General features: G+C 64.6%; 23 protein-coding genes and 1 pseudogene. 11 read left to right on the top strand and 13 right to left on the bottom strand.

Annotation, left to right across the window (positions count from 1 at the left end):
- Window positions 1-2: 2 nt before the first annotated feature.
- From QA640_RS22340 to QA640_RS22350, 3 genes are all read left to right on the top strand, one after another.
- Window positions 3-1319 carry a homoserine dehydrogenase gene (locus QA640_RS22340; RefSeq protein ID WP_283035122.1) on the top strand — a complete coding sequence of 439 codons (1317 nt, stop codon included), beginning with the start codon at window positions 3-5 and terminating at the stop codon, window positions 1317-1319.
- Window positions 1320-1412: 93 nt separating this feature from the next.
- On the top strand, window positions 1413-2414 hold the full coding sequence (glpX, locus tag QA640_RS22345) for a class II fructose-bisphosphatase (RefSeq protein WP_283035123.1): 1002 nt from the start codon (window positions 1413-1415) through the stop codon (window positions 2412-2414).
- Between the two features lie 128 nt (window positions 2415-2542).
- Window positions 2543-3262, top strand: a complete 720-nt coding sequence (locus tag QA640_RS22350) for a haloacid dehalogenase type II (protein WP_283035124.1) — start codon at window positions 2543-2545, stop codon at window positions 3260-3262.
- Between the two features lie 397 nt (window positions 3263-3659).
- Here the strand turns inward: QA640_RS22350 and QA640_RS22355 are convergent, their stop codons facing one another.
- Window positions 3660-3950, bottom strand: a complete 291-nt coding sequence (locus QA640_RS22355) for a hypothetical protein (RefSeq protein ID WP_283035125.1) — start codon at window positions 3948-3950, stop codon at window positions 3660-3662.
- A gap of 154 nt (window positions 3951-4104) precedes the next feature.
- On the opposite strand from QA640_RS22355, the gene QA640_RS22360 reads away from it, so the two are divergent.
- Entirely contained in the window at window positions 4105-4824 is a 720-nt protein-coding gene (locus QA640_RS22360; RefSeq protein ID WP_283035126.1) for a response regulator transcription factor, read from the top strand.
- Here QA640_RS22360 and QA640_RS22365 read toward each other — a convergent pair.
- The 8 genes and pseudogenes from QA640_RS22365 to QA640_RS22400 form a co-directional block, all read right to left on the bottom strand.
- Window positions 4775-7372 (bottom strand): ATP-binding protein, encoded by a 2598-nt coding sequence (locus QA640_RS22365; RefSeq protein WP_283035127.1) that lies wholly within the window; start codon window positions 7370-7372, stop codon window positions 4775-4777. The two genes, QA640_RS22360 and QA640_RS22365, sit on opposite strands and share 50 nt — an antisense overlap.
- Window positions 7373-7753: 381 nt before the next feature.
- On the bottom strand, window positions 7754-9004 hold the full coding sequence (locus QA640_RS22370) for a hypothetical protein (RefSeq protein ID WP_283035128.1): 1251 nt from the start codon (window positions 9002-9004) through the stop codon (window positions 7754-7756).
- Between the two features lie 245 nt (window positions 9005-9249).
- On the bottom strand, window positions 9250-9933 hold the full coding sequence (locus QA640_RS22375; RefSeq protein WP_283035129.1) for a hypothetical protein: 684 nt from the start codon (window positions 9931-9933) through the stop codon (window positions 9250-9252).
- Complete coding sequence (locus QA640_RS22380; RefSeq protein WP_283035130.1) at window positions 9914-10282, bottom strand: hypothetical protein; 369 nt, start codon at window positions 10280-10282, stop codon at window positions 9914-9916. The genes QA640_RS22375 and QA640_RS22380 overlap by 20 nt, the downstream gene beginning before the upstream one ends.
- Entirely contained in the window at window positions 10261-12651 is a 2391-nt protein-coding gene (locus QA640_RS22385; protein ID WP_283035131.1) for a PAS domain S-box protein, read from the bottom strand. Before QA640_RS22385 ends, QA640_RS22380 begins: the two co-directional genes overlap by 22 nt.
- Window positions 12576-12872: a hypothetical protein gene (locus tag QA640_RS22390; RefSeq protein ID WP_283035132.1), complete on the bottom strand. Its 297-nt coding sequence runs from the start codon at window positions 12870-12872 to the stop codon at window positions 12576-12578. Before QA640_RS22390 ends, QA640_RS22385 begins: the two co-directional genes overlap by 76 nt.
- A 394-nt stretch (window positions 12873-13266) precedes the next feature.
- Window positions 13267-13625 (bottom strand): annotated as a pseudogene (locus QA640_RS22395) (hypothetical protein).
- Window positions 13626-13868: 243 nt separating this feature from the next.
- Complete coding sequence (locus QA640_RS22400) at window positions 13869-14957, bottom strand: methyl-accepting chemotaxis protein (protein ID WP_283035133.1); 1089 nt, start codon at window positions 14955-14957, stop codon at window positions 13869-13871.
- A gap of 268 nt (window positions 14958-15225) precedes the next feature.
- Between QA640_RS22400 and recJ the strand changes: the two genes are divergently transcribed.
- Together recJ and QA640_RS22410 are read left to right on the top strand one after the other, a co-directional pair.
- The gene (gene recJ / locus QA640_RS22405) at window positions 15226-17067 is read left to right on the top strand and encodes a single-stranded-DNA-specific exonuclease RecJ (protein WP_283035134.1); all 1842 of its coding nucleotides are present in this window, start codon (window positions 15226-15228) and stop codon (window positions 17065-17067) included.
- 32 nt (window positions 17068-17099) lie between these two features.
- On the top strand, window positions 17100-17909 hold the full coding sequence (locus QA640_RS22410; RefSeq protein WP_283035135.1) for a glucose 1-dehydrogenase: 810 nt from the start codon (window positions 17100-17102) through the stop codon (window positions 17907-17909).
- 99 nt (window positions 17910-18008) lie between these two features.
- Here the strand turns inward: QA640_RS22410 and QA640_RS22415 are convergent, their stop codons facing one another.
- A complete protein-coding gene (locus tag QA640_RS22415) occupies window positions 18009-19235 on the bottom strand; it encodes a lytic murein transglycosylase (protein ID WP_283035136.1) in 1227 nt (408 codons plus the stop codon).
- Window positions 19236-19351: 116 nt separating this feature from the next.
- On the opposite strand from QA640_RS22415, the gene QA640_RS22420 reads away from it, so the two are divergent.
- On the top strand, window positions 19352-19504 hold the full coding sequence (locus tag QA640_RS22420) for a hypothetical protein (RefSeq protein ID WP_283035137.1): 153 nt from the start codon (window positions 19352-19354) through the stop codon (window positions 19502-19504).
- On the opposite strand, the gene QA640_RS22425 is transcribed toward QA640_RS22420, so the two are convergent.
- Window positions 19501-20001 (bottom strand): MarR family transcriptional regulator, encoded by a 501-nt coding sequence (locus tag QA640_RS22425; protein ID WP_283035138.1) that lies wholly within the window; start codon window positions 19999-20001, stop codon window positions 19501-19503. The two genes, QA640_RS22420 and QA640_RS22425, sit on opposite strands and share 4 nt — an antisense overlap.
- A 56-nt stretch (window positions 20002-20057) precedes the next feature.
- Here QA640_RS22425 and QA640_RS22430 point away from each other — a divergent pair, with 56 nt between their 5' ends.
- Both QA640_RS22430 and QA640_RS22435 read left to right on the top strand, forming a co-directional pair.
- Window positions 20058-20537 (top strand): carboxymuconolactone decarboxylase family protein, encoded by a 480-nt coding sequence (locus QA640_RS22430; RefSeq protein WP_283035139.1) that lies wholly within the window; start codon window positions 20058-20060, stop codon window positions 20535-20537.
- A gap of 26 nt (window positions 20538-20563) precedes the next feature.
- Window positions 20564-21073 (top strand): cupin domain-containing protein, encoded by a 510-nt coding sequence (locus QA640_RS22435; RefSeq protein ID WP_283035140.1) that lies wholly within the window; start codon window positions 20564-20566, stop codon window positions 21071-21073.
- A 189-nt stretch (window positions 21074-21262) separates the two neighbouring features.
- Here the strand turns inward: QA640_RS22435 and QA640_RS22440 are convergent, their stop codons facing one another.
- Window positions 21263-22816, bottom strand: a complete 1554-nt coding sequence (locus tag QA640_RS22440; protein WP_283035141.1) for a M23 family peptidase — start codon at window positions 22814-22816, stop codon at window positions 21263-21265.
- Between the two features lie 106 nt (window positions 22817-22922).
- Window positions 22923-23489: an elongation factor P gene (gene efp / locus QA640_RS22445; RefSeq protein WP_283035142.1), complete on the bottom strand. Its 567-nt coding sequence runs from the start codon at window positions 23487-23489 to the stop codon at window positions 22923-22925.
- 162 nt (window positions 23490-23651) lie between these two features.
- Between efp and epmA the strand changes: the two genes are divergently transcribed.
- The gene (gene epmA, locus QA640_RS22450) at window positions 23652-24704 is read left to right on the top strand and encodes an EF-P lysine aminoacylase EpmA (RefSeq protein WP_283035143.1); all 1053 of its coding nucleotides are present in this window, start codon (window positions 23652-23654) and stop codon (window positions 24702-24704) included.
- A complete protein-coding gene (locus QA640_RS22455) occupies window positions 24701-25795 on the top strand; it encodes a lysine-2,3-aminomutase-like protein (protein WP_283035144.1) in 1095 nt (364 codons plus the stop codon). The genes epmA and QA640_RS22455 overlap by 4 nt, the downstream gene beginning before the upstream one ends.
- The last annotated feature ends 6 nt before the right edge of the window (window positions 25796-25801 follow it).

Here is a 25801-nt window from a genome sequence, read left to right on the forward strand (position 1 = left end):
TTATGGTCGCACCCCTCAAAGTGGGTATCGCGGGGCTCGGCACTGTGGGCGCCGAAGTTGTCCGCTTGATTGAAACCCAGGCCCGCGTGCTCGCGGGCCGCAGCGGCCGTGGCATCCGCGTCGTCGCCGTCACCGCGCGCTCCAAGGCGAAGAAGCGCAGCATCGACCTGCACGGCGTCGAATGGGCCAAGGATCCGATGGCGCTCGCCACGGATCCCGGCATCGACTGCTTCGTCGAGCTGATGGGCGGGGCAAGCGACCCCGCACTGTCCGCTGTCGAAGCCGCGCTGAGCGCGGGCAAGTCCGTCGTCACCGCCAACAAGGCACTGCTTGCCAAGCACGGCATCAAGCTGGCGAAAGCCGCCGAAAAGCACGGCGGCGCGCTGAATTTCGAGGCAGCCGTCGGCGCCGCGATCCCCGTGATCAAGACGCTGCGCGAGGGCCTCGCCGGAACCGGCATCAACCGCGTCTATGGCATCCTCAACGGCACCTGCAATTACATCCTGACGCGGATGGAGCAGGAGGGTCTGTCGTTCGCCGAATGCCTGAAGGATGCGCAGCGGCTTGGCTATGCCGAGGCCAATCCGTCCTTCGACGTCGACGGCCACGACACCGCGCAGAAGCTCGCGATCCTGGCGAGCCTCGCCTTCGGCACGAAAGTTGCTCAAAGCGCAGTATATGTCGAAGGCATCTCCTCGATCGCTCCGGAAGATCTTCGCGCGGCCGCCGATCTCGGTTACCGCGTCAAGTTGCTCGGCGTTGCCGTGCGCACGGCGAAGGGCATCGAGCAGCGCGTGCATCCGACCATGGTTCCAAAGTCGTCCTCGATTGCGCAGGTGATGGGCGTCACCAATGCGGTCACGATCGATGGCGAAGGCATTCCGCCGATCACGCTGGTCGGCCCTGGCGCGGGCGGCGCTGCGACGGCCTCTGCCGTCGTCGCCGATATCGCCGATGTCGCGCGCGGCATTCGCGCCAATCCATTCGGCCGGCCGGTGGCGCAGCTGCGCGACACCAGCAAGGCGCCGATGGAGCGGCACGAGGGCGGCTACTACATCCGCCTCTTGGCACGCGATTTCCCGGGCACGGCAGCGGCGATCGCGACGCGGCTTGCGGAGCAGAAGATTTCGATCGAATCCATCGTGCAGCGCCACCCCAATGGCGGCCCTGCGCAGACCGCCGGCAAGGCTGTGCCCGTGCCCGTCATCCTGATCACCTATGCGACCCACGAGGACGCCGTCCGTCGTGCGCTAGCCGCCGTGCAGCACGATAAGGTGATCAGCGGGCGGCCGCAGGTGATACGGATCGAGAAGAACTAGAGCAAGATCCGGAAGAGCGGTTCGAACCGAACCGTGACGTTGCGAACTGATGCGGCGGACATCCGCTGAGAGCTGTTTTGAAGGAGTGAGCCAATGTCGACCCATATTTCAGTCCCCCCGCAGATGCTGCTCGAGCGCATTCTCACGCTGGAGATCGTGCGGGTGACGGAACGGGCGGCGGTATCTTCGGCGCGGCTGCGTGGCCACGGCAACGAGAAGGCGGCCGATCAGGCCGCGGTCGACGCCATGCGCCGCGAGCTGAACAAGCTGCCCATCGAAGGCACCATCGTGATCGGTGAGGGCGAGCGCGACGAGGCGCCGATGCTTTTCATCGGCGAGCAGGTCGGCCTCAAGGCGGGCCCCAAGGTCGACATCGCGGTCGATCCGCTCGAGGGCACCACGCTGTGCGCCAAGAACATGCCGGGTTCGATCGCCACCATGGCGATGGCCGATGGTGGCACGCTGCTGCACGCCCCCGACGTCTACATGCAGAAGCTCGCGATCGGTCCGGGCTACGACAAGGGCGTGGTCGAGCTCGATGCCTCGCCGGCCGACAACGTTCGCCGGCTCGCCAAGGCCAAGGGCGTCAAGCCGGAAGGCATCACCGTTCTCGTGCTCGACCGTCCGCGCCACGCCGACATCATCCAGAGCGTGCGCTCGACTGGCGCGGCCGTGCGCCTCATCACCGACGGCGACGTTGCCGGCGTGATCCACTGCGCCGACCCTGATAACACCGGCGTCGACATGTATCTCGGCACAGGTGGCGCGCCGGAAGGCGTGCTCGCAGCCGTGGCGCTGCGCTGCATCGGCGGTCAGATGCAGTGCCGGCTGATCCTCGACTCCGACGAGAAGCGCGAGCGCGCCGCCAAGATGGGCGTCAACGATCCCAAGATGATCTACGGCATCGAGGACATGGCGCGCGGCGACTGCCTGTTCGCCGCCACCGGCGTTACCACCGGCTCGCTGCTCTCGGGCGTCAAGTTCCGCAAGGACGGTGTGATCGAGACCGAGACCGTCGTGATGCGCTCGGTCACCGGCACCGTGCGCTACATCAAGGCCGAGCACCGCGAGCTGGCGAAGTTCCACCTCGACTGACGCCTGCCGTCGCTCCGGGGTGACGTCGAGCCCGAAATCTCGCGCCGCAACTTCCGGGTTCGCCGGGCCGCGCTTCGCGCGGTCCCGGTGCCCCGGAATGATAACAAGAATAACAGGGGAAAGCGCACATGTCCGATCTCTCAGCCACCAAAGCCCTCGTGTTCGACGTGTTCGGAACCGTCGTCGACTGGCGCACCAGCCTGATCACCGACTTCATGTGGTGGGGGAAGGGCCGCGGCATCACCGCGGACTGGACGGCCCTCGTCGATGCCTGGCGCGGCATGTACATGGCTTCGATGGATGACGTGCGCAAACATCCCGAGCGCGGCTATGTCATTCTCGACGATTTGCACCGCCGCTCGCTGGAGAAGCTGGTCGAGAAGTTCGCCATCAAGGGCCTCACCGAAACCGATCTCGATTACCTCACCAAGGGCTGGCATCGCCTGCACCCCTGGCCCGACAGCGTCGGCGGCTTGAGGCGGCTGAAGACCAAATTCGTGATTTCGCCGCTGTCGAACGGCAACGTCGCGCTGCTCACCAACCTGGCAAAGTTCGCAGGCCTGCCTTGGGATCTCGTGATGTCGGCCGAGCTGTTCGAGCACTACAAGCCCGATCCCGAGACCTATCTCGGTGCCGCGCGGCTCCTCGGCCTCAAACCGGCGGAGGTGATGATGGTCGCCGCCCACAACGGCGATCTCCAGGCCGCGCAGAACAATGGTCTCAAGACCGCCTTCGTCGCGCGCCCGACCGAATACGGCCCGCTCCAGAAGATCGATTTCGACGCCACCGGCAACTGGGACATCGTTGCCAAGGATTTTGGCGGGATTGCCGATCGGCTGGGGTGCTAGGGCAGGGGGCACTTACGGGCGCTGCGGTCCCTGCCGTTGGAGCAGGTTCGTGCAACATCGGCATTCCCCAAAGAAGCCAGGCTGCCAGTGACGTTGCCCCGGATTCCCTGCCACAGTGAGGTCGAATCGGGCTGACCTTGCGCTCCTCGTTTCGGGACAGTGATGGATCGCGCCCGTCCGAAAAACGGAAGCGCGGGCTCTTCAACCAAGCCTAGCCCGCTCATGTAATTAGCCATGGCGTTGTTGGTCCGCCCCGTCCAGGAAGCCCTCGCACCGCCCGTGGTCTACTATGTGAGGAATTCTCTCAGCCATACGACGTTTGGTGCTTCCTGCTCCCAGAAGAGTAGAATGAGCTTCGGTGTCGTGACGGCGGCGGACCGATGACAGCTTAGCGGTATCAGCTGCCGTTGAAGACGAAGGTGAAGTCGCGATCGTTCAGGTCACCCTTGTGGCCGCCGGTAGCGACGATCGCGTTGTTTACGTTCAGCACGCGCAGTACAACGTTATCAAGCGTCGAACCATCCTTCCCTTCGTAGATTTGCGTCGCGCTGCCGCCATGTACATTGGAAAAGGCGGGACGGAAGGATACCACGTATTCTCCGCGATTCGTTTTTTCGACGGAGAACTCTGCGCCCGAGATGATCGTACCGTCCTTGCGGACTGTCCCGGCAATCGTGCGGTTAGCCATCTTTCTCTCCTGACACGTGATCTTGCTTGATCTGTTCAAGCGCGGCCCACCACGGGCCCGCACAGAGATCGATAGAAGCAAGAGATATTGTTCACAACCATAGATAGAGTATATGTCAACATCCGTTGACATATCGGCGAGCGCGAGAGAGGCGATGGCGGCAGAACGCGAGCGTGCTTTGATCGTCGAGGACGATCCGATCACCCAGGCCATCCTGCGGCAATATTTCGGCGGCGAGGGCTATGAGGCTGAAGCCGTCTCCAGTCTTGCCGAGGCGCGCCAGGCTTTCCGGCGACTTCCGGCGGATGTTCTGCTGCTCGACATCGCCCTGCCGGATGGCGACGGCGTCGAGTTCGCGCGCGAAGTGCGGCGCGAGAGCGCGGTTGGCATAATCTTCGTCACCAGCAAGAATCAGGATTCCGACCGGATCAAGGCGCTGGAGGCGGCCGGCGACGATTACGTCACTAAGCCGATCAACCTGCGCGAACTCTTGGCGCGCGTGCGGGCGCTGTCCCGCCGCCGGGCGCTCGACCGGCGTTTTCAGCCAGACGACGTCATCCTGTCCTTTGCCGGCTGGATCATCGATCTCAAGCGGCGTGAACTGTTCCGCCAGGATGGCGGCGTGCTGCGCCTGACGCGCGGCGAGTTCGATCTACTGGCCGCCCTGGCGCTGGCGCGGGGCGGAACGGTGACCCGCGACTATCTCGTCGAGGTGGTCAGCAACCGGGACATCGCCGTGACGCCCCGAACGGTTGACTCCCTGGTAGCCCGACTGCGCGGCAAGCTGGAACAGGTCGTGCCGATGCCCTGCCCGATTCGCACCGTCAAGGGCGAGGGCTATCGTCTCGATTCGCCGGTCGAGATTGCCGGGTGAGCCGGGTTTCCCGAACCAGATTGCGCAGCGCTATATAGGCGTCCTCGAACGTGTCACGCAGCGCCTTGGCGAGCCGATCGGAGCCGTCACCGCCCGAGCTCGCCGCTCGCTCGATCGCTTCGGCTTGCGCCCTGAGGGCGCCGAAGCCGAGCGAGGCCGAGGAACCGGCGAGCCGGTGCGCCAGGAATCGCACCGTCTCGCCATCGCCGCGCCGAACCGCGTCGACGATCTCGCCGATCGTCTGCCTGCCCGCGGTGCGGAATTGGCGGTACAGGCGATCGAGCGCAGCAACCCCCAGCAGGGCAGTCTGCTCCGCGATATAGGTGGCATCGGCCGCTTGGTCGGCCGCAAGGCGATCGGAGCGCCCGGCACCATCAGACCGCTCCGCACGGCCGACCGCCACATGAAGCGCCGCGTCCAAAGCTGCGCGCCGTACCGGCTTGGTGACGACGCCGGCAAAGCCCAGCGCCGCCACGCGAGCATCGTCGGCGGCCGCCAGATCCGCCGTCAGTGCGACCACCGGCACCGCAGTGCACCCCGTGTCGGGCCGTTGGCGCAGCCGCCGAACCGTTTCGAACCCGTCCATTCCCGGCATGTGCAGATCCATGAGGACAAGATCGAAATGCCGCTGGCCAAGCAGTTCCAGCGCCGCATCTCCGCTCGCCGCAACTGTCGCGCTGTGGCCGAGCTGGGCCAGCAGGCCCGAGGCGACCATCTGGTTGATCGAATCATCGTCGACCACGAGCACTTCCAGGCGCTGCCGCCCGCCCGTTCCCGGTGTGAACAGCTCGGGCGCGGCGCCGGGCTCGACCGGCACGGCGACCGTGAAGACGCTGCCCATGCGCGGCGTGCTGGCGACGCCGATCGTGCCGCCCATCAGCTCGACGAGGCGACGACACACGGCGAGGCCAAGTCCGCTGCCACCATAACGGCGGGCAATGCCGTCATCCGCCTGGGTGAACTCGTCGAAGATCCGGTCAAGCGCCTCCGCCGGCATGCCGATCCCTGTATCCTCGACGCGGAAATAGAGGATCGATCCTTCGACGGCCGCACCCAGCGTGATCCGCCCGGCCTCGGTAAACTTCACGGCGTTGCTGAGCAGGTTGACCAGCACCTGACGCAGCCGGCGCGGATCCGCGCGCACTGCATATGGCAGCGGGCCCGCCAGGTCGAGTTCCAGACCGATCCCCTTGGCAGCAGCGCGCGGGCGCATGAGTTCGATGGTCGCTTCGAGCAGTTCCGCCAGCTCGAGATCGACCGGGACGGGCCGGTCGATCTCGGCGTCGAGCCGGGCATAGTCGATGATCGTATCGAGCAGCCCGGTCAGGCTCTCGGCCGAATCCCGTGCGATCGCAACCTGCCGCCGCTGCACCGGGTCGAGCTCGCCGCTCTCCACCAGTTGGAGCATGCCCAGCACGCCATTCATCGGCGTGCGGATCTCATGGCTGACCATGGCAAGGAAGCGGCTTTTCGCCTGATCGGCCCGCTCCGCCGCCTCCTTGGCCCGGCGCAGCGCCTCTGCCGCCTCGTGCCGCGCCGAGATGTCGATCCAGGCACCCAGCATGCAAGGGCGGCCGTCGAGCTCCAGCAGGCGCCCCGATGCCGAGAGCCGCAGCGGCGAGCCGTCCTGGCGATGCGCCGCGAACTCGACATCGTTGATCCTGCCCGCCGCCGAGAGCTGCTCGACGATCCGGTGCCGCTCCTGCGGATCGTCGTAGAAGTCGAGCACGTTCAAAGGCCCGTGCCTTTCGGGGTCCAGGCCGAGCATTTCCGGCACCGCGCGATTGGAGCGCAGCATCTCGCCGGTCACCGCATCCGCAAGGCTCATCGGCACCGGAGCAACCTCGAAGATCTTGCTCAGACTCTGCTCGCGCGAGGCCAGCTCGGCGGCCAGCCGGGCTCGCTCCGCCATCTCGACAGAGAGCTGCGCATTGGCCGCCTCGACTTCCATAAGCCGCGCATACTCGAACCGGCGCAATCGTTCCAGCTGGAGAATGAGGGCGACGCCGGCGAGCGCCGTGAAGAGCATCGCCGGCACGATGGTGCCGAGCCTGACGCCTGGCACGACCGCGGCCCAGCCGGCGATCGTCAACACGGCACCCCCGAGCGAAATGATCAGGCGCGGGCGGATCCGCAGCGGCACGAAGACCAGCATGCCGAGCAGAAGCGTCTGGAGCGCCAGCATGGTACTGACGAAATCCGGCGGCCGCGTCATCGCGCCGGCTACCGCCGGCACTTGCACGAGCCCGGCCCAGGACACCATGGCGCGGTCGAAACGGCAGGGCCGGATCGGCCGCCGGATGCGCCAGAGGATCGCGCCCGCCAGCGCGGTCGGCACCACGCGTGTCAGGAGCAGTGCATAGGTCGTGCTCTGCCAGCCGAGCAAGGCCACGTCGTTCACGCCGAACAGCAGTGTGACCGCGCCGCCGATCAGCAGCACCGGCCGGGATATGCCGACAGTGTCGGGCATGGCCCAGAGCCGGTAGGCGTGTTCGGTCGCCCGCTCGGCGAATTCAGGCAGGCAGCGCCCCAGGCGAAGATCAGTCACGGGCGTGCTCTCATTCGGCAGTAATTTCGCGGCCAGGATGGCATATCGAGCGGTCGTGGGCGAGGCAGGGCAGCGCGAGCGCACCCTGGGTCGGCACACCTATAGATTGGCCATCGGCCGCGGCCTCGTTGCTTGAGCGCCATTGTCAACGGTCATTGACATTCACCCGCGCATAAATTGATCCGAACGCACGCCATGATAACCAGCGCTCGCGTTCCCGCTGCTTGTGAGACGCAAATGTTGGTGCGATCTCCGCCAATCAGGGAACCGCGGGCGATGACGGCGTTCCGCTGTTTTAACTGACGGGTCAACGACTGCAACAAGTCGCGATCTCGCCAGGCTGGTGGCCTCGTCATTCCGTGCTCGGCATGCACGAGGAGGCTAGTTGGGGCCGCGCTGTGTCACCGCGCGATCGAATGCGCGAGCGAGCGTGGTGGCGGCATTCGTGCCGACCGGGGGCACCTGGTCGAGCGTCTTCTTGAGCTCGGAGGCTTCCAGTGCGAAAAGTTTATCCGGGTCCTCGGGCGCATTCTTCACCCCTGCGAGCAGGCGCCGCCGAACGCCTCCCAAAACCTCTGCCACGGCCGACGCGCCGCGCGGCGTCTCCTTGAGTCCGACCAGCAGCGGCCCGCGCGCGCCCCGATGCGCGTCCGTTGGCGTCATTCGTTCCTTGAGCTTGTCGAAACTGGTTTCGTAGGCACCAACAGCGACGATGCGATCGTTCTCGGCTAATTCGGGCGAGGTGATCACATCCGCCCGGAGGTTCAGCATTTGCTCCTCGGCCTTCTCAAAATCCCGTCTCATGGTGCTGAGTGCGACATCTCGCCAACGCTGATGGAAGCCGAGCTGCGTCAGCGGGTTGATGGAGTCGGGCCCGTCCGGGAGAAGTGTGGCGGTGTGCTCGATCGCGAGGAGGCAGTAGTCCACTCCCGACATGCGCCGGCCATCCAGAAGAAGTCTGTTGTCCGTCACGGTGAGGCGGCTCGCGGTGGCGTCGTCCAGCGTGGACCCCGCGATCAGGAGGTAACCGCTTTGATCGAGCGTGTTCCCATCGGCATACGAGAACAGCGGTGTGACAATGTTCAGCCCGAACAGGCCGGCGATACGGTCGTAGACCTTTTCCGCCACTTTCAGCCCTTCGGTTGCGCCCGGTGCTAGGCCGGTCTGCGAAGTCAAGTCGGCGGCGAGTTGCAAAACCTGTTGGGCGATGTCGTGGAAGGGTAGGCGAAACAGTCCCACGAAGAGGGACAGGTTGTCCTGCTTCATCGGAGCCCGCCTGACGGCATAAATGTTCTTGAATTCGATGTAGCCCGGGGTGGCGCCGGCGGCCCTGAGCTGGGCAGCGATCTCGTCGTTGCTCAGGATCGTGGGGCGGCGCTGGCGCTCACTGCCGAAGCTGAATTCCGTGAGCACGACTCCGAGCGGAAGAAACGAATTGAAGAATTTTCCGCCCTCGCGCAGGTTCATCTCGACCATGCGCACGCCGAAATAACTCGCCTCGGGGACGAATGTCTTGTCCGTCGCAATCGCGTTGCTGCCGCTGGCAGATCGCACGTAGCCGACGAACGGGCGTTCCAGCTCGCGGCTGGCCCAGTGATCGACCACGGTACTTAGTGTGGCCCAGAGCGTCATGTAGACTCCCCCCGTGAATTAAGACCTCATCGCCCAGTCCGTCGACTGGGCGAGCAAAATGGGAGAGATCCAGATCGGGCTCTCCTCCTCGTAGCTGAGCCCTTCCCACGAGGCGCGGCAAGCTTTCCGGAAAGCCAGACAAACGGATTGGGTAGCGCATAGCTCGTCGTAGAAAGCTCTCGCGAAGTCAGGTGCGCGCTCATCCTCGACATTCCAGCGGAACCCCAGAGCATAGGGAATCCCATTCATGACCAATTGCTGCACGCTGCCCTTGGAGATACCGCGGCACGCCGAGAGATAGACGACCTGGTGGCCGAAAGGCCCTGATGCGCGGCCATTTTGTCCAGCTTTAGTCCCATGGCTTCGTCTGGCGCTTGCCCGGGTAGGACGAGGGTTGCGCTTCTCTGGCCATCGCTCCATGCATGGCCGGCGTAGTGAAGGATCGTCGGTTGCACTTCATTGATCTGGGAAAGCAAGTGAGCCGCCGCCTTGCCCGGCGGCGCATCCGACAAGTCGACCTCTCTGACGTCGAAATGGCCGGCCTCTCGCAGAGCGCGCAGGTATTGAAGCTCGATGTCAATGTTGCCCAGCTTGTCGAACACCTTTCCGTCGTACGTCACCCGTTCATATGCCTTTTCGCGGTGCTCTCCGATTTGCGAGCGAACGAACATGAGGGTGGCGCCCCGTGGGATACGTGTGACAGCGGCTGTCGCCCTCAGCCGAATTGCAGGCGGTATACGCCGGACAATCGGGGCGTGGAGCAGCACGAAAGGTCCGTTTTCCTCGGTCCGGAGGTAACGGACGCTTGCTTCGAACGGTGCGGGATAGAAGTCCGCATCATTGATCACGAATCGAAATGACAGGCCCTCGAGCCCGCCGGCTGCCTTCTCGATCTGCGAGAACAGGTGCTCACCAGCGGCCTTGACCACGAAGCTCTTGAACAGCCGCGTCCCGACTCCACGTGACTTGTCCAGCCAGCTCCTGGGCAAGCTTGTGCCGATCCAGCGCACAGGGCTCGCGGGCCCGCACGACCTCGAAGACACTCCGCGCGCCGAGGGTCGAGCGGCTATCCCGCCGCGCGCGCGGGTCCGTCGGCAACTCGGCGTCAAGGACGAGCAGCCCCGGCTCGCCGGCGGTGATCCATTCGCTTGTCTGGTCCGCGGTCTTCAATGTCTTGGCATGCACGTCATCCGGCGCAATGCCTGCCGCGTGCAGATGCCTGCGCAGCGTCTCGAACATGCCCTGTTCAGCGGTTGCTATGGCAATCTTGGCGGCCATGGCGCGGTCTCCTCGGCGCACAGCGGCAACCTGATCTCAAATCCCGTGCCGTGTTGTTCGGTCAACGTGCCACCGTGCTGCGCGATGGACATCTCAATCGCCTCAACCGCGACGCTGGCCATTTCCCGAGCCCGGATCTGACTGCGCTCGATGGGATCTACAACCTGGGTTTCGAGGACCTGAATGGCAAGCTCAGGCAGGTGCATGCGTATCAGCAGGTGACGCGGCGGACTCTCCGCGATTTCGACCGTCAGCTTGTCGGTCGGGGTCACGCGCAGCATGAGCAGGGAGCCCAGCGCCGAGCGGAACGCAAAGCTCAGCCGCTCGGGCCAACCCTTGACGAGTGCTCGTGCGGTCGGGTCGATCTTGTCGATGATGGCGACTGCCTCCCGATCTTCCTGCGGCAGATTATCGATCTCGCGCTCGAGGCCCTGCAGCGCGTCGAACTCGATCGGCGCATCCCGTGGTATCTTCTGTACCGTCAGACGTTCGGATAACCGTTCGAACGTGAGGTCGGCCTTCAGGAGGTGGTTCGCAGCCTGATCAAGCAGACTCGCGCAGTCCTGCATCTGTTCGGGTTCGCGCAAGAGGTTCTTGGCACCCCGTAGCAGGCCGTCGGCCATCAGCAGGGGAGCCCGAGTCTGGCGGGCGACGGCGGTGACCGTCTCTTCCAGATATTGCAAGTCGCTCTCCCGACTTTGGTCGGCGAGGCTGGTGAAGAGCCAGAGATGATGGCCATAGTCGTCAAAGAGCGGATCGCGGTTTGCAAGCGTCGCCACCTCGACACGTGGCTCTGCTCCTGTGAGAAGACGGATGCGGATGCGATGCTGGATGCCGGACTGCGCCAATTCCGCGCAATCCTCGTCGCGGGCCCCGAATGAAGCGAGCCGTGTGCCTCGGACCTGCCCGAGCATGGCTTCGGCGGCGCGGTTCAAACGACGAATCTCGCCGACCCCATCTACGATCACGGCGGCCTGCTCAATCCTGTTCATGAGGCTGTCTTCGATGGTCTGGTGCCAACGGGCAGCGAAAATCTGCTCGCAATCGGAAGCCAGTCCGCGTGCGGCCTCCAGATCGGGTCCAAGGAACGCATTGAACTCGGATGATTCAAGGTCGAGGACCATCTCGATCTTGCCGTTCACGAACAGCGGCACCGTCATCGCCGACCTTTGATCGGGCGCAGTGCGAATGAAGCCGTAGTTTCGCTCGCGATCAGTGACGTCAGGGACGACCAGGATCGACTGCTTGGCCAGGCAATGGCCAAGCATGCCTGCGGATAGGCTTTGCGTGTATTCTTCCCGGCTGCCGGCCTCCCTGACCAGGAGGTCCCGGTCGTTCTCGCAATGCTCTGCGAACAACACAAAGCACGAACGAGCGCGGTCGACCCGGAATACGCCGACATATTCCCAGCCAAAGCAATGCATGGTCCCCTTGGCCAGGAGTTCCGCGATTGCGCGGGTGCTGACGGCCTTGTTCAGGTCGTCCCTGAGCTGTCGCTGGGCGAGGGCGCGGGAGCGTTCCATGGCCGCGTCCGCGGCCTGCAAGACCTCCTCGACGCCGAGGTTATGCAAGGTTCGCAGGTCGGCTGCAGTGAACTTGTGGGTGCGGCTGAGCAAGCACAATGCGCTCCGGAAGCGACCGCCGGCCTCTCGGATGGGCAGCACGATCATTCTGTCGAGCCCATCACGAAGGATGGCCTTGCTGACCGGATTGTCCATCTCGTCCGGGTTCAGCCGCTCGACGAACAAGTGCAGATCATTGTCCCAAGTCCGGCCTTGTTTGAGCCAGTCGATCACGCCGGGCGACACGCGAAACCAGCGCGTGGTCCACTCCCACTGGGGCTGGGGCACGATGGCGAGCGCCCGCCAATGATCGCATGCCTCGTTGTAGATTCCGAACGTGGCCATCTCGAATGGTATGACCTTGCGGATCGCGCCAAGCGTCGCCTCGATGATTTCCTGCGGATCCTCATGGTCAACGAGGATGGTCTTCAGTTCTTGGCGGGCGAGATCTTCAGCGAGCGGGGCAAAGAGCAGCAGGAGTCCGGCGCGGCTATTGGGCCCCTCCAGATAGGGCGCTCCGCTGATTCTGGCGGGGATGGGTTGCCCGTCACGTGTGCGGAATTTGACGAAACCAGAGAAACCCGTCTGTGCATCGAGCCATTCCGCTTGTCTTTCGCCAGCATCTTCCCCTTCGAGCTCGAGTGCCTCGGACAGTAGCATCTTCTTGAGATCGGCTTCCGAGAAGCCGAGAATCTCGGTGGCGCGCTCGTTGGCAAACCGAATCCTGCCGGTCAGGTCAGTGCGAAGGACGCCGTCCTGTCGTCGAGCGCGTCGTAACGGTCGGACAGCACATTGAGGACAGTGCACTGCGATTGCAGGATCTTGTCGATGGTCGGAGTGTCAAGTCCGTGCTCCAGGGCAAGCATCCGGGCCTGTTCGTCGATCAGGGGCTGCAGCGCTCCCTTCAGGCTCGTTCGTCGGCTGCGAAGCGCTCCGATCACGTGTCGCCGTATGCCTTGCTCCGTACTCAGGAGATTGCGAGCCCGAACATCCAGGACAGGCGATCGTGTCGAGCTGAACTCAGGCATGGCAGCCTCACAACACTCAACGTTACGCGAACGCTTACATCGATTTGACCTTAAACAGACTTCAATTGCATTGGCGTCGATGCGATTTTGGCCAGAACGGTTGCGAAGGACCGGTGTCAGCGGCCATAGGCCAAGACTCAAAGGTCAAGACTCAAAGGTCAAGCCTCAAAGGTCAAGCCTCAAAGGTCAGGCCTCAAATCGCCATGAGCTCGTCCGGCTGCAATCTAGGGGAAATACGACCTTCGAATGTTAGTTAGTTCACAGATCAGGCCTCAAACGGAGAAATTTCATGTCCTCGGCCCTTCCGATCTTTTTCGAGCAAGGGTTGAGGAAGCAGAAGCCCATTGAGCAGCGCTGTCAGATCGGCCAAGCGATCTCGGAGGCAATCAGCCAATCAGCCGCAATTCCAGATCGGTCCGATAGGTGTCCGCGTCCAGCATGGGCCAAAGCTGCCGTTATTGTAGCGTCCTTCATAAAAGCCGGGCCGGCCGAAATAGTGCCAGTTGCCATCATACCCGTAGTAGCTGGGCACTGGATCAATATACCAGGGCCGTCGGTTGCCGCGCGCCATGCGCCGCACTGCGGCTTTCTGGGCGTAAAGCGGAAGACTGTTGCTCGGCGGCTGATGATAGCCGGCAAGAAGCCGTAGCCGCGCCAGACCGGCGCCGGCCGCTTGTGAGTTGGCGCCGCCGGTGCGGAGGCCGGCAGCAGCGAGAGAACGATGGCAATCGATAGACACAGGAGACGCGACATCAGCAGACCATCGACAGTCGATAGCGGGGAGGTGCTTCAAATCCGAGCGCAAGCTTCTTCGCAGGCCTGCCGCAAACCTCGCGATGGTCGACTATTGCCCCTGATTTGCCCGACGTGTCAACTGTTTTTCCGAAATGCACGGGGCGTCGGGCGGCGCCCCCGGCTCCTTTGCATGGGGTTGTTTTCGCAATTTTGCTCGGACGGGCCGAACGGGCTGAGCTTTCGCCGTTCGGTTTCTGCTGGTCACGCCCCGCAGATGATCACGCCGTACCAGCCCAAGCCGCGGTAGGTCTCGTAGCCCGGTGTGGCGTGGAAGGCGACGAGGGCGCCCCTGCGGTCATGATAGAAGCCTGAGCGCTGGCCGTTCATCGAGAGCGAGACGCGCTCTGACAAAATGCCCTGGCCGTCCGAGGCGGCGATGACGCGAAGATTCGAGTCGACGAGCAGCACGCGCGCCTTGTCGCTGTCGCCGACGCGCACGCCCTGCACGATCGCGCGGGCCTGCGACTCCCAGTCGAAATGGATGGCGAGCACGCCGATCGGCGCGCCGTTGGCTTGGCCGCCCGCGCGCACGCTCGCGCAATAGGTCGCAACCTGCGCGTTGCCGAGCAGCGGCTGGTTCTCGACGTCTCCGGCGACGTAGTCGTCGCCCGAGCGCAAGGAACGTGCCTCCCGAAACCATCTTGTGTTGGCGACGTTCTGGCCGACGGCACGGAAGCGGCCGGCGCGGCCGTTGGCGATGACGTTGCCGTCGAGGTCGCAGAGCCAGAGATCGAGATAAACGGTGTAGGCGCCGAGGATGACGCTCAGACGCTGCGAGGCGTGCGAAACTGTCACCGTGCTCGGCGAGGCTGCGCAGTCCACTACGGCGGGATCGGTCGCCCACCAGCGCACGTCGCAGGTGCGTTCATAGAGGTTGCGGTCGATCAGTTCGATGGCGTTGAGCGACAGATCCACCATGCGCTCGCCGCGCGACCGCTGGCTCATGCGCTCGATCGAGGCGACGAGATCGCCGGTGCGTTTCGTCAGTTGCGTTTCGAGCTCGCGCGCGATGGTCTCGACCTGCTGGCCGACGCCGCGCACCTCCTGCGCCACCACGGCGAAGCCTGCGCCTTGCGCGCCGGCGCGAGAGCTTTCGATCAGCGCGTTCAGCGCCAGCATCTTCATCTGGTTGGTGATCTGCTGGATCGACTTGGTCTTGTCGACCGCGATCTGGTTGACCTCAGCCGTCAGCCGGTTGATCAGCACGGAGATGTCGGAATTGTCGTCGGCGGCCTCGGGATTGGTTCCGGTGGGAAGCGGCTTGGTCTTCAGGGCCAGCGCAGCAGACATCGAGGGGATTCCCTTGCAATGAAGTCTGATCTGCAATGACGCGGAACCAAAAAACTACAGATCGAATATGGGTCTTTTTCGAAGATTCCGCCTAACGCCCACTTAATTTGCTGCCGGTGCGGCTGCTCAAATGATAGTCAGATCGCATCTGGTTTCGGCAATCCACCGCTTTATTCAGCCCGGACATTGCAAATGGCTCGAGATTCCCGGCGGAATCCTGATCGCCCGAGGCCACCGGCCTGATCTGAACTCATCGAGCCCTCGAATCATGACGCCGCCCGCCACTGCCTTGCCCGTCGAGCTGCCCCAGGCGTTCCTCGGCGTCGCGCGCTCGCTGACCGACAAGCTCTGGCGTGACCGGCTGGACGCGCGCGGAGCGGCAAGGGCGCTCGCCATCGTCCAGCGTCATCAACTCCCGGAGCTTTTGGCGCGGGTGCTGGCGGGGCGCGGCGTCGACATCGACGCGGTCAGTGACTTCCTCGATCCGACCATCCGCAAGCTGCTGCCGGACCCGTTCACCGTGACGGAGATGGAGGCGGCCGCAAAACGAATCGCAGAGGCAGCGGTGCGGGGCGAGAAGGTCGCGATCTTCGGCGACTACGACGTCGACGGCGCGACCTCGGCCGCGCTGCTCGCCTGGCACCTGCGCCATTGCGGGCTCGATCCCTTGATCCACATCCCCGACCGGCTGTTCGAGGGCTACGGCCCTAACACGGAGGCTGTACGTGCGCTGGCCGCCAAGGGCGCCACGCTGCTGGTCACCGTCGATTGCGGCACCACCAGCATCGAGCCATTGGCCGAAGCGAGGCGCCTCGGCATGTCCGTGGTCGTGATCGACCATCACCAGTGCGGCGCCGATCTCCCGGAAGTCGATGCACTGGTCAATCCGAACCGGCTCGACGATCTCTCGGGCCTTGGCCACCTCGCTGCCGTTGGCCTCGTGCTGGTGACGCTCGTTGCCGTCAACCGCGAACTGCGCCAGCGCGGCTTCTGGACTTCCGAGATGCCGGAGCCCGATCTCTTGGGCATGCTGCATCACGTCGCACTCGGCACGGTGGCCGACGTGGCGCCGCTCATCGGCCTCAACCGCGCCTTCGTCGCGAAAGGTCTGATCGCGATGCGGCGGCGCGACCATGTCGGCCACACCGCGCTGATGGATGTGGCGCGGCTCAACGGCCCGCCGGAGGCCTGGCATCTGGGCTTCATGCTGGGGCCACGCATCAATGCGGGCGGCCGCATCGGCCGCGCCGATCTCGGCGTGCGGCTGCTGCTGGAAGGCGACAGCGTCGAGGCCGCACGGATCGCCGCCGAGCTCGACCGCCTCAACGGCGAGCGCCGCATCATCGAGCAGGCGGCAGAAGCGCAGGCCGAAGCCGAGGCGCTCGCCTCGATCGGGCTGGAGGACAAGCTCGGCGTGATCGTCACGGCTTCCGAAGGCTGGCATCCCGGCGTCGTCGGCCTTGTCGCCTCCCGGCTGAAGGAGAAGTTTTCACGGCCGGCGTTTGCCATCGCGCTCGAACCCGGCGGCATCGGCACCGGCTCGGGCCGCTCGATCGCCGGCGTCGATCTTGGCAAGGCGGTCCGTCAGGCCGTTACCGACGGTATTTTGCTCAAGGGCGGCGGGCACGCCATGGCCGCCGGCGTCACGCTGCGCCGGGAGAAGCTCGCCGAATTCCGCGCCTATCTCGAGAGCGCGCTCGCGCGCGACGTCGCGGAGGCGCGCCACGTCAACGAGCTCTTCATCGACGGTGCGGTGTCCGCGCGCGCGGTGACGCCGGAGCTCGCCAACACGCTCAATCGCGCCGGCCCCTTCGGCAGCGGCAATCCCGAGCCGATGCTGGCGCTGCCGGCGCATGAGCTCGTCTATGCCGACGAAGTCGGCCAGGCGCATTTGCGGCTGCGCCTCAAGTCGGGCGATGGCGCCATCGTCAACGGCATCGCGTTCCGCTCCATTGGCCAGAAGCTCGGCAATGCGCTTCTCGCCAATCGCGGCCAGCAACTGCATGTCGCGGGCGCGTTATCGCTCGACCGGTACCAGGGCGCCGAGCGCGTGCAACTTCGCGTGATCGACGTCGCTTTGCCTGACCAGGGGCCACAAACCATCCGATAAGCGTCAACCAACAATAAAAAAAGGGAGTGCAAATGACAGGACAGATGGAAGGCAAGGTCGCGCTCGTGACCGGCGGTGCTTCGGGCATCGGCGAAGCTGTCGTCGAATTGCTGGCGAAAGAAGGCGCAATCGTCATCGCAACCGACGTCGACGATCTCCGCGGCCCCGAGGTCGTGGCGCGGATCACCAAAGCCGGGGGCAAGGCGGTCTTCCTCGAGCACGACGTCACCAGCGAGGAGCGCTGGGTGGAGATCGCAGCCGAAATCGCAAAACGCTTTGGCCGGCTCGACGTGCTGGTCGCCAATGCCGGCATCGGCATCGCCGTGCCCTCGATCGTCGACATGACGCTAGCGGACTGGCGCAAGCAGAACGCGGTCAACCTCGACGGGGTGTTTCTCTCGGTCAAGCACTGTCTACCGTTGATGCGCAAAATCGGCGGCGGCTCGATCATCATGATGTCCTCGCTCGCGGGCCTGCGCGGCGCGCCGGGGTTGTCCGCCTATTCGGCCACCAAAGGCGGCGTGCGGCTGTTCGCAAAATCGATTGCCATGGAATGCGCCGGTGCCGGCGATGGCATCCGCGTCAACTCGGTGCATCCGGGCATCATCGACACGCCAATCTGGGGCAAGATCCCGACGGGCGCCGCCGGCAGCCAGAGCAATGCGCCGATCGATCCGGAGGAACGCGCCAAGCTCGCAAGCCCGCTGGGGCGCGCCGGCCATGCAGCGGAGATCGCCAGCGGCGTACTCTATCTCGCCTCTGACGCCTCACGCTACGTCACCGGCACGGAGCTCGTCATCGACGGTGGCATGAACGCGGGCAGCGTGCCTCGAAGGGTGTAGGGGGCTCGGAAGAGCCTCGAACCTGGAAGCTTATGCGGCGCGAGATTGCGGGTTCGCGCCTGCGCGCGCCCCGGAATGGCAGTGGAAATAGGCTCGCGCCTACCCGCCCTGTCTTAGCTTGGCCAGCACCTTCAGCCCGCCGTAGCCATCCGCAGGCGCGATCCCGGCCCGCTGCTGAAAATCCTTGATCGCCTTCATGGTGTCGTTGCCGACGCGGCCGTCGGTGCCGCCGGTATCGAAGCCGGCTTTCGTCAAACGCGTCTGCATCTCCTGCACTTCCGCGAGCGTCAGTGCACGCTCGGAGCCGGGGAAGGGCTGGATGAAGGGCGGCGCGCCCAGGCAGCGATCGCCGAGATGGCAGATCGCCAGCGCATAGTTCATCGATGGATTGTAGCTCTTCACCGAATAGAAGTTCGGTCCCAGCAGGAACGTCGGCCCGCCCGCGACCGGCGTCCACATCTGCGCCGAAGCATTGGGTTGCGGAAACGGCTGGCCGTCGGCGCGCATGACGCCGGCGGCTTGCCAGGCTTCATAGGTTCGGCCGCCGCTCATGTTGCCGGGCGCGCGCACCTCGTAGCCCCAGTGCTCGCCGCGGCGCCACTTGCCGCGGTTGACGAGATATTTTGCCGTCGAGCCCAGCGCATCGTCGGGCTTGCCGAATGGTGAGACCTTGCCGTCGCCGTCGTAGTCGATGCCGACATTGAGCCAGACTTCCGGCATCCACTGCGAATGCCCCATCGCGCCGGCCCAGGAGCCGCGCATCTCTTCCGGCGTGCTCCATCCCCTGTCGACGATGCGCAGCGCGTTGATCAGCTCGGTCTCCCAGTAGACCTTTCGCCGCGGCTCGTTCCAGGCGAGCGCAGCAAGCGAGGGAAATACCGGCTTCATGTGGTTCTGCTGCACCAGCGGATCGCCATAGGCGGATTCCACGCCCCACAGCGCGAGCAACGTGCCGCGCTCGACGCCGAAATCACGCTCGATGCGTGCGAACAGCGGCTCGTTGTTCTTCAGCGCGATCTTGCCGTTGATGATGCGCCAGTCGGAGACGCGGCGGTTGATGTACTGCCAGACCTGCTCGTTGAACTCCGGCTGGTTGCGGATCTCCTTGAACACGCTCATGTCCGGCTCGACACGCGCCATCGCGCGCTGCCACGTGGCGGCCGAAATGCCCTTGGCCATGGCGCGAGCGCGGAAACTCTCACGCCATTCCTCGAAGCCGGGCGGAGCGGCCGCAAGGGCCGGAGAGGCGATGAGGGCGGCTGCGCCGAGCACGGATTGCAGCGCGGCACGGCGGGTCGGCAGGGGTAAGGAATCAGGCTGGTTCATGCGGACAGTTTAGCCGGAAGCAGGCGCCCTCGTTTGTGAAACCCGACGCCGGGGGAGCGACTTTTGGCGCCCATCGGTTTACGGAACCTTCGCATCTCGTTGCACAGAATGGCGGCATGCATGAGCTGTTCGACCTCATCCGCGCCAATCCGTTGCCTTTTGCCGGCGGACTGCTTGCCTTGATCGTGGCGATCATCGCGGAAACCCTTGGCGGCGGGCATCACAGCATCGGCAGGGAGTTCCCGAACTTCGACCGGGGTGGCGACTAACCCTCCTGCAGCTCCGCCGCGATCCGCACCAACCAGCGCCGAATGGCAATCTCCGCCTTCGCATCGAGTCCTGCGGCCAGGCGGTGCTCCAGGGCGAGGACACGCTCCCGGCACGTTTTCAGAAGCGTCTTGCCGCGCGCCGTGAGCGTCCATTGCAGGATTCGGCCGTGCACGGGATGCCGCGATTTGCGGATAGCGCCGTCGCGTTCGAGATTGCCGATGATCACGCCCACGGTCTGCGGCGTCAGGAACGCCAGGCGGGCGACCTCGGCGCCGGAGAGGCCGGGATAGGCCTTCAGCATGGTCAGGACGGCAAATTGCGGCGGCGTGACGCCGAGATCGGCGAGGCTGCGCTCCATGCTCAGCCTCACGGCGGCCTGGGCCTGGCGCAAGAGATAACCGAGATAACCCTCTTCGCCGCGTTTGCCCTCGCCCGGGGCAGGCGGAACGATCATCCGTTCCGGTTGCGTACTCGTGATCTGGCGAGGCTTGCGCATAATATAAGAGCTCTGATAACTTGTAAGCACACTCATAATGTCACGAGATGAGGTCCATGTCACACGCCCGCAGCGAATATGAAGACTTCAAGGCGCTTGCTCCCGATGCCTATGACCTGACGCTCGCGCTCGGCCAGCTTGCGGCCAAGGCCGGTCTCGACAAGCAGCTGGTCGAGCTGATCAAGCTGCGCGCCTCGCAGATCAACGGCTGCGCCTTCTGCGTGCAGCATCACATCCTGCTGTCCGAGAGGCTCGGCGTGCCCGTCGACAAGCTCAATCTGGTCGCGGTGTGGCGCGAGGCTCCGATCTTTTCGGCGCGCGAGCGAGCCGCGCTCGCCTGGACCGAGGCGCTGACCTTCCTGCCCGAGGGTGTCAGCGATGACGTCCATGCCGAGGCGAGCCGCGAATTCTCCGAGAAGGAGCTGATGTACCTGACTTCGGCGGTCGCCTCGGTCAACGTCTGGAACCGCTTTGGGGTCGCCTATCGCTGGACGCCGGCGCAGCGGCCGGCCGCGGCGCACGCCAAGGCGTCGTGATCCGATACACTTTCGGAGGACACAGGATGTCGTCAACGATATCAGCCATCTCCGCCACGCCCTGGCGACTTCAATCACGACCGCTGTCGCTCGCGATCGTCGCGGGTTTCGCCTGCGCGCTGGGTCTTGGAAAGGCGCCGCCGTTCACGATGGACACCGTCTCCGGCGCGCTGGCGCCGCTCTGCGCCAACGCAACGGAAGGATCGCCGCTCGACAAGGTCGAGCCGATCGGCTCGTACGCGCTGCCAAACGTACCAGGCAAGCGCGTCACCATCGTGCGCGTCACTTACGGCCCGGGCGGCTTCTCGCGTCCGCACCGGCACGCCGGCTCCGTCACCGCCTATATCACGAAGGGCGAGATCCGCTCCCAGCTCGGCGGCGGCCCGGTCGAGACCTTCACGGTCGGGCAATCCTTCTTCGAACCGCCGGGCTCGACGCATCTGGTGTCGGCGAATGCGAGCAACACGGAGCCGGCGGAGCTGATCGCCGTGTTCGTGGCGGATGAAGGCGCCCAGCTTACAACGTTCATCAACTAGCGCGATCAGGCTGGTCGGTTTGCTGCGCTATTGCGTCGCCTTGCCGGCGCCCGACACCATCGACTTCCAGTCGATCGCGGAGGAACGCTCGGAATGGATCATGCGCTGCCATCAGTATTCCGATGGGCAGGATGCTCTATGCGTACGTTGAAGCGGAGCACGCGCCGTCTCTCGACGGCCGTTCCCGCCTCAATTCTCCTCGTTGCTCGCGCCCTCGCGCTGATCCGGCTTGACCGCATCTTCGGGCAGCGCGTGCGCAAGCGGCTGCGCCGCGCCGGCGACCTCCGGGCCAATCTCGCGGCCGCGGCCGTGGATCATGCGTTCATAGGCGGAGACGAGGGTGACGTAAGGGTTGACCCAGATCCAGCCGTCGCGGGTGAATACCTGGACATCGAAATGCAGGTGAAGTGAGGTGCCGCCGGGATGGTCGAGATAATTGGAGATGACGCCGATTTTCTCGCCCTCGCTGACGATGCGGCCGTTGACGAGACCGTCGGCGTTCATCGCGGCCGGATTCATGTGCATATAGCGGAAGCGGATATGCTCGGTTCGGCTGTTCACCTGGAGCGTCGCCGCCTGGTCCTTCGGCCCGCGGATCACGGTCGCATCGCGCACGGCGACGACGCTCTGATGTTTGGGGTCGCAACGTTCGCTGGCGTCAGAATTCGCTGGGCAATCGGCGGCGTGGATGTCCTCGCCCTGATGGCCGTAGCCACCCGGGCACTGCCAGACCTCGAAGCTGCGGGACTCGCAAAAATTGTCGCGCCAGGGATAGGTGATTGGTCCCTCCGTCTTGTCGCGCTTGCCGTAGGATTGCGAGCGGACGAAGGCCGGCGCCTTCGCCAGCGGAAAGCGGATCTGCGCATAGGCCATGACGTCGGGATGGCCCGCCTGCTTGCGGTAGCCGGTGTTGGGAATAATGTCGCCGCTCGGCCGGTAGCCGAAATCCGCCGATCGCCCCAAAGGCCGATCGACCATCTCGGAGGCGAGGTCCGTCGGCGGGCGCATGCGCTGGCCGCCCGCCACATGCAAGGCCTTCAGGAAACGCTCGGCAACCGGATAAGCCTCCTTGCAGGCGAGCCGCCGTGGTTTTGCGACGCTGTCGAGACACTGGATCGACACGACATAGGCGGCGCCGAAGCGGCTGAAGGCATAACGCACATAGCCTTCGCGGATGAAACGGCGCAAATCCGGATATTGGCCGGAGAGCGCCTTGACCGGCTCGCCCTTGCCGCCGGCGGGATCGGCAAGATCGTAGATCAGCCCGGAGCCCGTGATCTGGATCTCCACCGGCTTTGCGAACACCCGCTGCGGCAGACCGTCGCCGACGCCCGGCTCAAGCGAGAAGACAGCGTCGTAGCCGGCAGGGCCCGCATCGAACACGTCGGCCGGGCTGAAGTCGGACTGGTAGCGGGCAAGCGGCAGGTTCGCCGGTGCGCCGCTGCGCCGCGCATCGAGATAGGCGGCGGCGTCGAACGGCAGCAGCACCGGAACGGAGCTGCGCGCGATACCTGAGAAGAACTGCGAGGAAACCCCGTTGAGTTGCACCAGCGCCGGCTGCGCGCGGGGGTCGAATCGGCCGACCGAACGGCGCTGCGTGAACACGAAGTCACTGGCGATCGCGGGATGCGCGTTGATCTCGCTACGGAGCTGGTCGAGTGCTGCGCGCCAATCCACGTGCAGGGCTGTGAGCGATGGGGTGCGGAACTCGTCCGCGAACAGCGGCGAAGAGCCAGCGACCATAAGTGTAAGCAATCCCCTAAGAGACGAGACGAAGCGGAAGCTGTGCCTGCCCACTGTTGTCTCGCCCCCCGGCGACCTTGCCTGTTCCGACCGCTCGGTCTCTTGCCTAGTCCTTGGCGCGCTCGGCGTAAGAACCGTCTTCAGTCATCACCACGACGCGGGTGCCAACCGAGATGTGCGGCGGCACGGTGGTGCGGACGCCGTTGGAGAGCACTGCGGGCTTGTAGGAGGAGGAGGCGGTCTGGCCCTTGGTCACGGGCTCGGTCTCGACCACTTCCAGCGTCACGCGCTGCGGCAGCGCGATCGACACAGGGTTGGCGTCGTGCATGGACAGCTTGACGGTCATGCTCTCCTGGAGATAGGCGGCCGAGCTACCAACGATGTCCTTGGAAACCTGGACCTGGTCATAGGTCTCCGGGTTCATGAAGTGGTAGCCGTCGCCATCCTCATACAGGAAGGTGTAGTTGCGCTCCTCGATCGTGACCTTCTCGACCTGGTCGGTGGTTTTGTACCGCTCGGAGATCTTTACCCCGTCGCTGATTCGGCGCATCTCGATCTGGCTGACCGGGGTGCCCTTGCCGGGATGGATGTTCTCGGCGGTCACGACGACGTAAAGCTTGCCGTCTTGCTCGATCACGTTGCCCTTGCGAATAGAACTGGCGATGACTCTCAAAGCTATATTTCCTGCTTGCTTGGCCCGGCACTGGCCAGGGCGTGGTCAAATTGATGGGGGACTGGGGGCCTTAACTCGGACCTCGGCGCCCGTTTCGGGCCGCAACATACTGATTTTGCCGTTGGATGCCAGCGTTTTGCTGCCTCCCGGAGCGGTCGGCTGATGGCTGGGGACAAAACCACGTCCCCGTTCTGGTCAAGGGATCGGCACCTCGACCGGCGGCCTTTCCTCCAGGCGCGGGGGACCATTACGGCCGCGGTTCGGGACTTCTTCGCCGAGCAGGGATTTGTCGAGGTCGAAACCTCGGTTTTGCAGGTCTCGCCGGGCAACGAGATCCATCTGCACGCGCCCCGAACGGAGATCATGCGCCCCGCCGGAAGCCGGATGACGCGGTATTTACGGACATCCCCGGAGTTCGCCTGCAAGAAGCTGCTCGCGGCCGGGGAACCCCGGATTTTCGAGCTGGCGCGGGTGTTTCGCGACCGGGAGCGGGGCGACCTGCATCTGCCCGAATTCACCATGCTGGAATGGTACCGGGCGGGCACCCCATATGATGCGATCATGGCCGACTGCATCGGTGTGATCGCCCGCGCCGCGCAAGCGACGCGGATCGGCCAGTTCTCGTTCCGTGGCCGGACCGCCGACCCCTTTGCAGAGCCGGAGCTTCTGACGGTTGCCGGTGCTTTCGAGCAGTTCGCAGGCATCGACCTGCTGTCGACGATTTCAGACGGCGAGGGCAACCGCGATGCGCTCGCCGCTGCCGCCGGGACGAAAGTGCGGGTGACGAAGGACGACACCTGGTCGGACGTCTTCAGCAAGGTCCTGGTCGAGCATATCGAGCCGAATCTGGGGCAGGGGCGTTTGACCATTCTGTTCGAATACCCATCTCCCGAGGCAGCGCTGGCCCGGGCGAAGGTGGCCGATCCACGGGTGGCCGAACGGTTCGAGGTCTATGCCTGCGGGGTGGAGCTTGCCAACGGCTTTGGCGAATTGACCGATGCCGCGGAGCAGCGCCGGCGCTTTCAACTCTCGATGGCGGAGAAGCAGCGGCGCTATGGCGAGGCCTATCCGCTGGACGAGGATTTTCTCGCCGCCGTCGGCCAAATGCCGGAGGCGAGCGGCGTGGCGCTCGGCTTCGACCGGCTGGTGATGTTGGCGAGCGGCGCATTGCGGATTGATCAGGTGGTGTGGACGCCGCCTCAAGGTGAGACATGACGAAGACCAATCTTGCACGCACCTTGCGCGAGCCGGCCGAGCTCGTAGAGCACGGCCTCGCGCCGGCCTCAGAGCTCACGGCGCTCGAGCGCGTCGCTTCGCGCTATGCGGTCGCGATCACGCCCGAACTCGCCAGTCTCATCGACAGCTCCGATTCCGATGATCCCATCGCGCGGCAATTCGTTCCGAATCTTGCGGAACTCGAGGTGCAGCCGGGCGAAGATGCCGACCCGATCGGCGATCAGGCTTGGTCGCCGGTCCCCGGCATCGTTCATCGCTATCCCGACAGGGTGCTGTTCAAGCTCGTGCATGTCTGCGCGGTCTATTGCCGCTTCTGCTTCCGGCGGGAGATGGTCGGCCCGGGCAAGGAGAACGCGCTGTCGGAAAGCGCTTATCGCGCGGCGATTGCGTATATCCGCGCGCACAGCGAGATTTGGGAGGTGATCCTCACCGGCGGCGATCCCCTGATGCTGTCGCCGCGGCGGATGGGCGAGATCATGGCCGATCTCTCCGGGATCGATCACGTCAAGGTCATCCGCCTGCACACCCGAGTGCCCGTGGCCGATCCCGATCGCGTCAGTGAAGAGATGGTTTCGGCGTTGAAGGTCGAGGGCGCGACGACCTGGGTCGCCCTGCACGCCAACCACGCCCGCGAGCTGACGGACAAGGCACGTGCCGCCTGCGCCCGCCTCGTTGATGCCGGCATTCCCATGGTGAGCCAGTCCGTGTTGCTGCGCGGGGTCAATGACAACGTCTCCGCCCTGTCGGATTTGATGCGCGCTTTCGTCGAATGCCGGATCAAGCCGTACTATCTGCATCTCGGCGATCTCGCGCCGGGCACTGCCCATCTGCGCACCACGCTCGCGACGGGTCAGGAATTGATGCGCGCGCTCCGCGGCCGGATATCGGGACTGTGCCAGCCGGAATTCGTGCTCGATCTTCCCGGTGGCGCCGGCAAATCGCCGGTTGGCCCGAATTACGTGTTGGGGGCGCAAAATACCGCACCCGCCAAAGGTGATGCGGCGGCGGAAACGCGCTATCTTATCGTTGACTATTGCGGCGACGTTCATCTCTATCCGCCCGAAAGCTAAGCGGTT

Source organism: Bradyrhizobium sp. CB82, from assembly GCF_029714405.1.
Lineage (GTDB): Bacteria > Pseudomonadota > Alphaproteobacteria > Rhizobiales > Xanthobacteraceae > Bradyrhizobium.

What these genes read in the sequence shown, in the direction of transcription:
- QA640_RS22340 (WP_283035122.1), top strand. Translation starts at nt 3, where the DNA reads ATGGTCGCACCCCTCAAAGTGGGTATCGCGGGGCTCGGCACTGTGGGC.
- glpX (WP_283035123.1), top strand. Translation starts at nt 1,413, where the DNA reads ATGTCGACCCATATTTCAGTCCCCCCGCAGATGCTGCTCGAGCGCATT.
- QA640_RS22350 (WP_283035124.1), top strand. Translation starts at nt 2,543, where the DNA reads ATGTCCGATCTCTCAGCCACCAAAGCCCTCGTGTTCGACGTGTTCGGA.
- QA640_RS22355 (WP_283035125.1), bottom strand. Translation starts at nt 3,950, where the DNA reads ATGGCTAACCGCACGATTGCCGGGACAGTCCGCAAGGACGGTACGATC.
- QA640_RS22360 (WP_283035126.1), top strand. Translation starts at nt 4,105, where the DNA reads ATGGCGGCAGAACGCGAGCGTGCTTTGATCGTCGAGGACGATCCGATC.
- QA640_RS22370 (WP_283035128.1), bottom strand. Translation starts at nt 9,004, where the DNA reads ATGACGCTCTGGGCCACACTAAGTACCGTGGTCGATCACTGGGCCAGC.
- QA640_RS22380 (WP_283035130.1), bottom strand. Translation starts at nt 10,282, where the DNA reads ATGGCCGCCAAGATTGCCATAGCAACCGCTGAACAGGGCATGTTCGAG.
- QA640_RS22390 (WP_283035132.1), bottom strand. Translation starts at nt 12,872, where the DNA reads ATGCCTGAGTTCAGCTCGACACGATCGCCTGTCCTGGATGTTCGGGCT.
- QA640_RS22400 (WP_283035133.1), bottom strand. Translation starts at nt 14,957, where the DNA reads ATGTCTGCTGCGCTGGCCCTGAAGACCAAGCCGCTTCCCACCGGAACC.
- recJ (WP_283035134.1), top strand. Translation starts at nt 15,226, where the DNA reads ATGACGCCGCCCGCCACTGCCTTGCCCGTCGAGCTGCCCCAGGCGTTC.
- QA640_RS22410 (WP_283035135.1), top strand. Translation starts at nt 17,100, where the DNA reads ATGACAGGACAGATGGAAGGCAAGGTCGCGCTCGTGACCGGCGGTGCT.
- QA640_RS22415 (WP_283035136.1), bottom strand. Translation starts at nt 19,235, where the DNA reads ATGAACCAGCCTGATTCCTTACCCCTGCCGACCCGCCGTGCCGCGCTG.
- QA640_RS22420 (WP_283035137.1), top strand. Translation starts at nt 19,352, where the DNA reads ATGCATGAGCTGTTCGACCTCATCCGCGCCAATCCGTTGCCTTTTGCC.
- QA640_RS22425 (WP_283035138.1), bottom strand. Translation starts at nt 20,001, where the DNA reads ATGCGCAAGCCTCGCCAGATCACGAGTACGCAACCGGAACGGATGATC.
- QA640_RS22430 (WP_283035139.1), top strand. Translation starts at nt 20,058, where the DNA reads ATGTCACACGCCCGCAGCGAATATGAAGACTTCAAGGCGCTTGCTCCC.
- QA640_RS22435 (WP_283035140.1), top strand. Translation starts at nt 20,564, where the DNA reads ATGTCGTCAACGATATCAGCCATCTCCGCCACGCCCTGGCGACTTCAA.
- QA640_RS22440 (WP_283035141.1), bottom strand. Translation starts at nt 22,816, where the DNA reads ATGGTCGCTGGCTCTTCGCCGCTGTTCGCGGACGAGTTCCGCACCCCA.
- epmA (WP_283035143.1), top strand. Translation starts at nt 23,652, where the DNA reads ATGGCTGGGGACAAAACCACGTCCCCGTTCTGGTCAAGGGATCGGCAC.
- QA640_RS22455 (WP_283035144.1), top strand. Translation starts at nt 24,701, where the DNA reads ATGACGAAGACCAATCTTGCACGCACCTTGCGCGAGCCGGCCGAGCTC.